The sequence below is a fragment of the Candidatus Nitrosacidococcus tergens genome (assembly GCF_902810445.1).
GTDB lineage: Bacteria > Pseudomonadota > Gammaproteobacteria > Nitrosococcales > Nitrosococcaceae > Nitrosacidococcus > Nitrosacidococcus tergens.
The window spans coordinates 739,158-750,000 of sequence record NZ_LR778175.1 but is presented as its reverse complement, the minus strand read 5'-3'; the positions used below and the strand labels follow the sequence as shown (position 1 = coordinate 750,000).

Below are 10,843 nucleotides of genomic sequence, written 5' to 3'. Positions count from 1 at the left end.
GCTCATTGTGAGGATTCGAATTTAGCCCAAGAGCTAGTTCAGATTGTCGAGCTTATGAAAATAACCTTTTATAAAGCAAAGATAGTATATAATTTTAAGGCCGCTATTTAACTAAATTTGCAAGAGCTCTTTCATAGGATTGCTCTAGCTGGTTAAAGCTAGCTACATCAATGCCAAGATCATAAATCAGTCCATCTTTAAGCCCGTAGCACCAGCCATGGATGGTAAGCTGCTGGCCTCGCTCCCAAGCATCACGTACAATTGTAGTACGGCAAGCATTAATCACTTGTTCAATGACATTGAGCTCACATAAAAGATCATGATGCATTTCTTGCGGCGTTTGTGCAATTAGTATTCGGTGCCGCTTCATAGTATCCCCAATATAGCGGAGCCAATTATCAATCAAGCCCATTCGATTATCTTTTAATGCAGCTAAGACTCCTCCACAACCATAATGACCTACAATCATAATATGTTCTACTTTTAAAATATCTATCGCAAATTGAATTGTAGATAGGCAATTCATATCTGAGTGCAATACTAAATTAGATACATTGCGATGAACAAAAACTTCACCGGGATCTAGATCTACGATTTGATTTGCTGGTACCCTAGAATCTGAACAGCCAATCCATAGATATTTTGGGGTTTGTTGATGAGACAGACGAGTGAAGAATTGTGGATCTTGAGCTTGAATTCGTTGAGACCACAAGCGATTTTTTTCTATTAGTTCATTAGCTAAATCGATATTAACTTCTTTTTCTGAATTCATATTATAAATTGAGATAATTGGTGCCGGAGATAGGAGTTGAACCTACGACCTTGGCATTACGAATGCCCTGCTCTACCAACTGAGCTACTCCGGCAATTGGCTTAATAGTATAAACTACTTAAAGATATAAGGGGATTTACATAGAGAATTTTATTTCTATGCTACTTGAAATAAATAGCTAATAGATATTGAGCAATGAAAAAAAATGATCTACTCTCTGATTCCGATAAAGCCTTGTTTCAAGAAGCTGTGGAGGGTATTTCTCCACTAAAGCAAAATAGAATTTCTCCCTTTAAAAAATCATTATCCCCTATTCCGCGCCAGCTTTATCAAGATGAAATGTTGGTCTTTAAAGATATGCTCTCTGATTCCTTTCAAGCTACAGAGATAGAATCTGGGGAAGAACTGATTTATTTTCGTCCAGAGTTAGGTAAGCGGCAATTAAGGAACTTACGCCAAGGGAAATTTAGTATTTCTGCCGAACTTGATCTTCATGGAATGAATGTACCTACTGCTCGCTATGAGCTTACTCAATTTTTAGGGCACTGTAAAAAAAGAAATATCCATAGTATGCGGATTATTCATGGCAAAGGGTTAGGCTCTTATCACAAAGAGCCTATACTTAAAAATAAAGTAAATACTTGGTTGCAACAGCGAGATGATGTGCTTGCTTTTTGTTCTGCCCGTTCCTTTGATGGAGGGACAGGTGCGGTTTATGTATTACTTAGACGGTTAAAACATCGCTAATTGCTAGCCCAGCCAATAACGTGCATTTTGAAACATTCGTAACCACGGTCCATCACTACCCCAATTTTTGGGATGCCAAGAATATTGATCGGTAAGAAATACCCGCTCAGGGTGAGGCATCATAATGGTAAATCGACCATCATCATTAGTCAGCCCTGTAATTCCCTGTGGTGATCCATTCGGGTTAAATGGATAATGCTCTGTAGGTTGTCCGTAATTATCTATAAATCGGAGGGCTATATTCTGATTGGCTATGCTTGCCTCCATGCTTTCTGGATCTTTAAATTGAGCATACCCTTCCCCATGGGCAACCACAATTGGGATTTTAGAATTTTCCATACCCTGAAAGAATAAAGAGGGAGAATTTAGCACTTCTATAGTTATCAATCGAGCTTCAAATTGCCCAGAGTAATTAGTTGTGAATTTTGGCCATAATGCAGCACCCGGAATAATTTCTAGTAAATGGGAGAACATTTGACAACCATTGCATACGCCTAAAGCAAAACTATCTTTTCTAGTAAAAAAAGTAGCAAATTCATCATAAGCAAGAGGATTCATCAAAATAGTATTAGCCCAACCTCGACCTGCACCGAGTACATCTCCATAGGAAAATCCACCACAAGCTACTAATCCTTTGAAATCAGAAAGATTAACCCTTTTTTCCAAAATATCACTCATGTGTACATCTATGGCAGTAAACCCTGCACGATCAAAAGCAGCTGCCATTTCAATGTGACCATTGACACCCTGTTCTCTTAGAATTGCAATTGAAGGACGTATTCCGGTAGCAATATAAGGGGTAGAAGCATTTTCCCCTGGATTGAAAGTTAAGATTGGATTCAGTCCAGGATTACTTTGATCTAATAGGGAATCGAATTCCTGTTGAGCACAATCAGGATTGTCTCTTAGTCTTTGTATGTGATAGCTGGTTTCAGCCCAGATTCTTTGATAGTAAGTTCTGTCTTCCTCCAATATTACTTGGCCATGAAAAGAAAAACGAACTTTATTATCTGTACTGAGATTACCTAAGAAGTAGGTGTGATTTCCTAATCCGTATTGGTGTAGATAAGTTAATATCTGATCTTGATCTTTATACTTAATTTGAATAACTGCACCTAGCTCCTCATTAAAAAGAGCAGATAATAAATTATCTGTACCTAAAGCATCTAAATCTATTTTAATACCACAATGACCAGCAAATGCCATTTCACATAGGGTAGTAAATAATCCGCCATCGGAGCGATCATGATAAGCAAGGAGCAAATTTCTATCGTTAAGATATTGAATAATTTTAAAAAAATTAATCAATAAACTAGAATCATCTAGATCCGGAGGAACGTACCCAGTTGTTTGATTATACGTTTGAGCAAGTGCTGTACCACCCAAGCGGTTTTTTCCTTGACCTAGATCAATAAGTAATAATAAAGTGTCTCCTACATCTGTTTGTAATTGAGGAGTTAGGGATTTTTGCACATTAGTCACTGGTGCAAAGGCACTGATAACTAGGGAAGGGGGAGCTTTCATTACCTGATCTTTGCCCTCTTGTTTCCAGGTAACTCCCATAGATAAAGAATCTTTTCCTACGGGAATGGTGATTCCTAATTGCGGACAAAGCTCCATAGCTACCGCTTTTACCGTATTAAATAAGGCAATATCTTCTTTTGAATCCCCACAGGATGCCATCCAATTTGCAGATAGCTTTATTTGGTTTAAATCCTTAATAGATGCACTTGCAATGTTAGTAATGGCCTCCCCTACTGCCATACGCCCTGAGGCAGCCGGATCTATAAGAGCAATCAAAGGTCGCTCTCCTATAGACATAGCCTCTCCAATAGTGCTTTGATAACTTGCTAAAGTAACTGCACAATCCGCTACTGGTACTTGCCAAGGACCTACCATTTGATCCCGAGCGACTAATCCAGTAATAGAACGATCCCCAATCGTAATTAAAAAATTTTTACTGGCAACCGTAGGAAGACGAAGTACCTTTTCAACAGCTTGAGCTAAAGTAATTTTATGGTGTAGCAAGGGAGTAAGTGTATAAGCGTGTGCCTGAGGAATATCTTTAATCATTTTTGGTGGGTTACCAAAAAGAAGATCCATGGAAATATTTACTGGATTATTATTAAAGCGGGAATCAGAGACAATTAATTGATTCCTCTCGGTAGTTTTACCCACCATTGCCCAAGGGCAACGTTCTCGATCACAAATATTTTGAAATAAGCTAAGTTGATTGGGATTAATAGCTAGCACATAGCGTTCTTGTGCTTCATTACACCAAATCTCCAATGGAGATAGATTAGGTTCATCATTGGGAATTTCTCGTAGCTGAAACTCTCCACCCTTATGGCTATCGTGTACCAGCTCAGGTAAAGCATTAGATAGACCACCTGCACCTACATCATGAATAGATAAGATAGGATTTTCATTACCTAACGCAGTACAGCGATCGATTACTTCTTGGCAACGTCTTTGCATTTCAGGGTTACTCCGCTGAACAGAGGCAAAGTCCAAAGACTCATCTCCTTCTCCTGAAGCTAAACTAGATGCTGACCCTCCCCCTAGACCTATCAGTAATGCCGGACCTCCAATCACAATTAAAGGAGTCTCAGCCGATAAGGATTTTTTCTGTACTGCAGTAGGACGAATATTGCCTATCCCTCCTGCGACCATAATCGGTTTATGGTAGCCTCTAAGCTCTGAATCACCTTCTCTAGATATTTTTTCCTCAAAAGTACGGAAATAACCACATAAATTGGGTCGCCCAAATTCATTATTAAAAGCAGCAGAGCCAATAGGTGCAGCTAGTATAATATCTAGAGCTGAAGCCATCCAGCTAGGTTTACCATAGTTTATTTCCCAAGGCTGCTTAAAGTCTGGAATATGTAAGTTGGAAACAGAAAACCCAGCCAAGCCTGCTTTAGGTTTTCCTCCTCGACCAGTAGCACCTTCATCTCTAATTTCCCCTCCAGATCCAGTAGCGGCTCCAGCAAAAGGAGAAATAGCAGTAGGATGATTATGAGTTTCTACTTTAATTAATAAATGACGTTCTTCTTCTTGATAATTATAATTGGGAGTTCCTAAATTACCTGCCATAAAATGAGGTACTTTCCTCCCAGTAATTACTGCTGCATTATCTTTATAAGCTGATAAAATTCCCTCTGAATAAGATTCATAAGTAAAGCGAATCATTTCAAATAGACTGCGTTGCTGTGGTTGTTTTCTAATCACCCAAGCAGCATTAAAAATTTTATGACGGCAATGCTCAGAATTTGCTTGAGCAAACATCATCAGCTCAGTATCTGTAGGGTTACGCTCTAGTGCTTGATAGCTTGCAATTAAATAATCTATTTCATCATCTGTTAAAGCAAGCCCCATTTTTTTATTTGCCTCTTTAAGGGCATTTTTTCCATCATTTAAAATATCTATTGTGGTTAAGGATCTTGGCTCGTAGGGTTGAGATATATTAGATATTTCTTGAGTATTATGAAAAACTTTTTCAGTCATCCGATCATGAATGAGTGAACTTAAAATACTAAGTTGAAATAGTAAAAGATCAACTTGATTATTTGTTTGAAATAAATAAATCAATCCTTTTTCTAGCCGTCTAACTTTGTATAACCCGCAGAGATGGGCAATATCTGTAGCTTTACTTGACCAAGGAGAAATTGTACCCGGTCGTGGGATAACTATAAGTTGGTTTTCTGAAAAGATAGGAAAATTTTCAGCTTCTAATAGCTGCTTAAGCTGACTGATTTCTTGATTAGATAAAGATTGAGTAATATCACAATAATAAAAATATTTTACTTCTACTGAAGTAATATCTATTACACTATTCTGTAGCTGAGCTAGGAGTTTTTTAAGACGAAAGGAAGAAAATGCAGTTTGGCCGTATAATTGCAACATCATGATTTATATTCAACGTAAGACTTACTATTTTGCTAATAGAGCTTTTTGAAATGATAAAATCTAAAAACAGTTCAAACAATCCACTAGAATCCCTTATGCCTACCCCAAGTCTCCTTCGCCGCTTCTGTGCTATTACTTACGATAGTGTATTACTGGTGTTTATGCTTTTTATACTCACCACTTTTATCATTTTACCTTTCAGGCAAGGAGAAGGCATTGAAGCTGGAAATATACTCTATCAAGTATATCTCATATCTGCCACCATCATTTTTTTCAGTGCTTTTTGGATTTATAGAGGACAAACTATAGGAATGTGGGTCTGGCGGATTAGAGTGCAACAATTAGATGGTAGTAATATTACTTGGCTACAAGCTTTATCTCGTTTTGGGTTATCTTTAATTTCTTGGTTACTATTAGGTATCGGATTTTGGTGGGCACTCTTTGACAAAGAGAGTAGAGCTTGGCACGATCGTTTTTCTAAAACCCAGCTTGTTTTATTACCTAAACCTAGTAAACCCGACGCATCATAATCATCCCAATCCCTAAGCTTAAAAAAGAGGGAAAAGCAGCACTTAAAAACAAAGGAAATCCAAATACAAGCCCCGCCTGATTAAAAAGGCGGTTAAAGAGAAAAAAACCAATACCAACTAAAGCGCCGACTAAAACCCTTTGCCCCATACTCACCGAGCGTAAAGGTCCAAACACAAAGGGGATAGCTAAAAACATCATAATAAGCGCATTAAAAGGAGCAATAATCTTGCTCCAAAAAGCCTGCTGATGTCGTTCAGTGGCTTGCTTATTCTCTCTTAGATATTTGATATAGTGATGTAATCCCCACACAGAGAATTCATGAGGATCAACCATAACTACTTGTAATATCTCTGGGTTTAACCTTGATTTCCAAATTGCCTCTGGAACGTGGTTGATGATGACTCTCTTTGGAAAAATACGTCGCTGGGTTACTTCCTTTAAATGCCAGCCATCATTATGATAAGTGGCACGGACTGCCTGAGTAATATTTCTAAGCTTGTGTTGCGGATCAAATTCGAAAATTTCAATATCTCTATATTCACCACTAGCTAATACCTGACCAATACGATTAAAAGTATCCCCGGTCCGGGTCCAAAACCCTTCTCTACTTTGTTCACTAGAAACACTTACTTTTGTAAGGGATCGTAACTTATCCGCAGCTCGCTCTGCAGGAGGGGCAATGATTTCTCCTATAAGTGCAGTCATAACAACAAAGATCATCCCAGTAGATAAGGCCGATTGAATGATTCGTTCTATGGAAAATCCAGCAGCTCGCATTGCAATCAACTCACTTTGAGATGCCATATTACCTAGTCCTAAGACGCTACCTAATAACACTGCTACTGGGAGTAAATCATAAATATTCTGTGGGATAGAATATAAAATGTATTTGATTGCATGGGAAATTTCATAGGATCCATGACCTACATCGTCAAGCTCAGTAACAAATGATATAAATGTATGAAGAGAAATAAGTACAAGTAAAACAAGAAAAGTATAGTGAATAATGGCTTGCCCTAAATAGCGATCTAATATTTTCATTTTTTATTTTGAAAAATACTAATATGGCGTAGCAAGTGAAATAGAGATTGAAATGCACCTAAAAAATTAAATTTTGGCAAATTACTACGTAGCCAACTTAGTATTTGCTGTAGAGGCTGGGGCGGCCAAAGGGAGATCAAGACAAGTATCAACATGACTATATGCACCCACCACAGACCAAATACCGTAGAGACTATCCCTTTATCTATCCAATGCCTTGCTATTCCTATGGTATTACTATAGATAAGATAAGTAACAATTGCAGATACTAACCCTGAGTAGCGTCCTTTTCTAGGTTCGTAGCGTGTTAGAGGTACTGCAAACATCACCAATAGTAAAGTCGAAATAGGCATAGATAAACGCCACTGTACTTCTGAAATATCATTGGGTGCACCCATTGCCCATAACTTTAGCGTAGGAATAGTTTTATGACGAATGTTAAACTCACGTTCTCCTCCTTTTCTTACTAATAACCCGTGACGAGCAAAGCGGGAAATACGCATACTATTATCGGTCGTGGGAAAATCATAGCGATACCCATTTTCTAAAATTAAGTTTTTATTCCCATTTTCTTCATCAGTCTCAAGATGCCCTTGTTTAGCTCGAAAAATAACTTTCTGGCTAGGCTGCTGTACCTGAATGAAGATATCTTTCATTACTAACTGATCTTTGCTCAATCGTTCTGCATAGAATATTCGCTCTCCACTATGGGTTTTTTTAAAGTCTCCTGCTACTAACCCTGTCGTTTCTGCAGCAAGTAATGCTTGTTGTTCAATACGATATCCTCGAGCTAAAGCAAGAGGGGCTAAGTATGAAGAAATAGTACCTACTATCATTGCAAGTAATACCCCGAAAATAAGCATCACTCGTAAAAGATGGTTACGCCCCACTCCACAGGCATATAAAGCAATTGTTTCTCCATCATTTCCCATCCTGCCTAGTACTAAAATTACTGCTAAAAAAGCAGCCAAAGGTAATAGCAGTACAAGAGCACCTAAGGATTCATAGCCAGCAAGAGAGAGCACAGTGCCTGCTGGAATATCCCCTCGAGCTGCTTTTCCTAAGAAATGGATAAAACGAAGACCACCAAAGATCAGCATTAAAATTAAGGTGGAGGCAGCCACATTTAGGCTCAATTCTTTAAGGATATAGCGATCGATAAGAAAGATTCTAAGCATTTTTCACATTATCTATGAAAAAACGATTAAACTTTAGGAAAGATAAAATTACGCAACGCATCCTAGGAGTGCATCATGGATTATAATATCGTTTACTGTACTACAGAAAAATTACATACTCCTGCACTTGTTGTAGGGATTTATGAAGATGAAAAACTTTCCCTTTCTGCTCAGCATATTGATAAAGTAAGCGGTCATTATTTATCTAAATTAATCACCCATGGTGATTTTACTGGAAAAATAGGACAGACTTTATTACTTTTTGCTCTTCCTGGCGTAGAATCAGAGCGAGTCCTGCTCATGGGCTGCGGTAAAAAAAGTGAATTTAATACAAATAAGTTACGTGAGGCTTGGCTAGGTACAGTAAAAGTACTCCAAAAAACCGGTGCTAATAGAGCAACTGCATGCCTTTTAGAGCTAAAAAACGAAAAACAAGATAGTGCACAATGGGCAAGATTAATTGTAGAAACTGCTGAGTACGCTCTATATCACTACGATCAAACAAAAAGTAAAAAAGATACTGATTCGTCTAAGCTCGAAAAAATTTCTTTATTATTAGAAGAAGTTACACTACAACCAAATATTGAGCAAGGTATTACTTGGGGGAAAGCCATAGGTAAAGGAGTAAAACTTGCTCGAGATCTTGCTAATCTTCCCGGAAATATCTGCACTCCCACCTATTTAGCCGATTCTGCCTGCAAAGTTGCTCAACAGTATAGGGAGCAAATATATGCACAAATTATTAACCAAGACGATATGGAAAAGCTTGGAATGGGGGCCTTGCTCTCCGTAGCTAAAGGCAGTGTAGAACCACCTAAGTTTATCATTTTAGAGTACAAAGGAACAAAACAGGATGAACAGCCTATTGTTTTAATAGGCAAAGGGGTTACCTTTGATTCTGGAGGAATTTCACTTAAACCTGCTGATCGTATGGATGAAATGAAATATGATATGTCCGGTGCTGCGAGTGTTCTTGGTACAATTAAAGCCTGTGCAGAACTCAAACTACCTATTCATATGGTAGGAATAATTCCTAGTGTAGAAAATCTTCCAAGTGGTAAAGCAAACAAACCTGGTGATATTGTCACCAGTCTTGACGGAAAAACCATAGAAGTACTCAATACGGATGCAGAAGGACGGTTGATTCTGTGTGATGCTCTTACTTATAGTAAACGCTATCATCCAAAAACAGTTATTGATATTGCCACCCTAACAGGAGCGTGTATTATTGCTTTGGGGGCTCACGCTAGTGGTTTATTAAGTAATAATCAAGATCTTGCTAACCAGCTGATTGCTGCAGGAGAAGCTAGTGGCGATCGAGTTTGGCAACTCCCTCTTTGGGAAGATTACCAGTCTCAGTTAAAGAGCAATTTTGCTGATATAGCCAATGTGGGGGGAAGAGAGGCAGGAACGATTACTGCTGCTTGTTTTCTCGCTCGATTTACTGAAAATTTATGTTGGGCTCATTTAGATATTGCAGGTACAGCATGGCTTGGAGGGAAAGAAAAAGGAGCGACTGGTCGCCCTGTATCCCTACTTACTCAATACTTGATTCAATGTACTCAAAAGTAATCTAATCTATGAGGCAAGTTGATTTTTATCTACTCAGTAGTAATAAACTACGGGAAGATGAGCGGTTTGCCTGTAAACTTGCTGAAAAAGTCTATAATCTAGGTCAAAAGGTTTATATCTATACAGAAAGCGAAGATCAGGTACGAGCTGTAGATAGCCTATTATGGACTTTTCGCCAGTCCAGCTTTGTGCCCCATAGTGTTATTACGGATCATAATGGAGAAATTCCTATATCCCCTGTATTAATTGGGTATCAAGATAAACCAAACATACCAATAGATTTACTAATTAATTTATCCTCACAAATACCAAGTTTCTATAAAGACTCTCAACGGATTGCAGAAATCATCCTTCAAGATGAATTAAAGCGCCAAGAAGGTCGTAAACGCTATCGTTATTATCGATCTGAAAGTTATGAGTTAGTAGCTCATGAAATTAAGGTATAGGTAAGGCGGATTTTAATAAATTCATTGCCGTTTGACCACCATTTGTTTTCACATAGTCAGTAACTATAGGCATAAATTGTTTAATCATTTCTGGAGAAAGATTAAGTTGCTTAAATGATTCAGAGAGTAATGCCATATTTTCTAAGGAGTTACTTTTACCCATTAGTGCTGTTAATTTCCCTTCTGTTCCAGATCCTAATTTAGCGATAGGGGCAGCAGCTATCATACTATCTATTCCAGGTACAGCCTGAGATAAGTTTTGAAAGTCCTGTGGTTTCATATTTCCTTGAGCTGCTCGAAAAATAGCCCCTGATCCTCCCTGTGCTTGCTGTGGGGAGATATTTAACTGATTGGTTAAAGCATTCACTAGCCCCGATGCCTCTCCAGCTAAAGAATCTTCAAAACTATTAATAGAAAAAAATAAAATAAGTACAAATAATATTTTGTGCTTAATAGAATAAGAGTACATAAATAGGCATTTTTTAATTAGAAATATTCAAAATAGTGTTTAGCTTTTCTTTAAGTAGTGGATAAACCAGCATACTTTCTGTAGAAATTAAATGATCCTGATCTATATATAATAAAAACTGTCCCTCATTAACTCAAGGGTAAATCCCAGTGTTACATAATGCTTTATCTATTAATAT

General features: G+C 37.9%; 9 protein-coding genes and 1 tRNA gene. 4 read left to right on the top strand and 6 right to left on the bottom strand.

Annotated features, from left to right (window positions below):
- Positions 1 to 103: 103 nt before the first annotated feature.
- Together can and NSCAC_RS03630 are read right to left on the bottom strand one after the other, a co-directional pair.
- On the bottom strand, positions 104 to 772 hold the full coding sequence (gene can, locus NSCAC_RS03635; RefSeq protein WP_408609564.1) for a carbonate dehydratase: 669 nt from the start codon (positions 770 to 772) through the stop codon (positions 104 to 106).
- Positions 773 to 790: 18 nt separating this feature from the next.
- A tRNA-Thr gene (locus tag NSCAC_RS03630) sits at positions 791 to 866 on the bottom strand.
- A gap of 101 nt (positions 867 to 967) precedes the next feature.
- Between NSCAC_RS03630 and NSCAC_RS03625 the strand changes: the two genes are divergently transcribed.
- Complete coding sequence (locus tag NSCAC_RS03625; RefSeq protein ID WP_197745060.1) at positions 968 to 1,519, top strand: Smr/MutS family protein; 552 nt, start codon at positions 968 to 970, stop codon at positions 1,517 to 1,519.
- Positions 1,520 to 1,522: 3 nt separating this feature from the next.
- Here NSCAC_RS03625 and purL read toward each other — a convergent pair whose 3' ends face one another.
- The gene (gene purL / locus NSCAC_RS03620; protein ID WP_197745291.1) at positions 1,523 to 5,425 is read right to left on the bottom strand and encodes a phosphoribosylformylglycinamidine synthase; all 3,903 of its coding nucleotides are present in this window, start codon (positions 5,423 to 5,425) and stop codon (positions 1,523 to 1,525) included.
- A gap of 53 nt (positions 5,426 to 5,478) precedes the next feature.
- Here purL and NSCAC_RS03615 point away from each other — a divergent pair, with 53 nt between their 5' ends.
- Entirely contained in the window at positions 5,479 to 5,958 is a 480-nt protein-coding gene (locus NSCAC_RS03615; protein WP_197745059.1) for an RDD family protein, read from the top strand.
- On the opposite strand, the gene lptG is transcribed toward NSCAC_RS03615, so the two are convergent.
- Together lptG and lptF are read right to left on the bottom strand one after the other, a co-directional pair.
- Complete coding sequence (gene lptG, locus NSCAC_RS03610) at positions 5,936 to 7,000, bottom strand: LPS export ABC transporter permease LptG (protein ID WP_197745058.1); 1,065 nt, start codon at positions 6,998 to 7,000, stop codon at positions 5,936 to 5,938. The two genes, NSCAC_RS03615 and lptG, sit on opposite strands and share 23 nt — an antisense overlap.
- Entirely contained in the window at positions 6,997 to 8,178 is a 1,182-nt protein-coding gene (gene lptF / locus NSCAC_RS03605; RefSeq protein ID WP_197745057.1) for an LPS export ABC transporter permease LptF, read from the bottom strand. The genes lptG and lptF overlap by 4 nt, the downstream gene beginning before the upstream one ends.
- 75 nt (positions 8,179 to 8,253) lie before the next feature.
- Between lptF and NSCAC_RS03600 the strand changes: the two genes are divergently transcribed.
- Positions 8,254 to 9,750, top strand: a complete 1,497-nt coding sequence (locus NSCAC_RS03600) for a leucyl aminopeptidase (protein ID WP_197745056.1) — start codon at positions 8,254 to 8,256, stop codon at positions 9,748 to 9,750.
- Positions 9,751 to 9,758: 8 nt separating this feature from the next.
- Positions 9,759 to 10,196, top strand: a complete 438-nt coding sequence (locus NSCAC_RS03595; protein ID WP_197745055.1) for a DNA polymerase III subunit chi — start codon at positions 9,759 to 9,761, stop codon at positions 10,194 to 10,196.
- Here the strand turns inward: NSCAC_RS03595 and NSCAC_RS03590 are convergent.
- Positions 10,186 to 10,665, bottom strand: coding sequence for a DUF2780 domain-containing protein (locus NSCAC_RS03590; protein ID WP_197745054.1), 480 nt, complete (start codon positions 10,663 to 10,665; stop codon positions 10,186 to 10,188). The genes NSCAC_RS03595 and NSCAC_RS03590 overlap by 11 nt on opposite strands.
- Between the last annotated feature and the right edge of the window lie 178 nt (positions 10,666 to 10,843).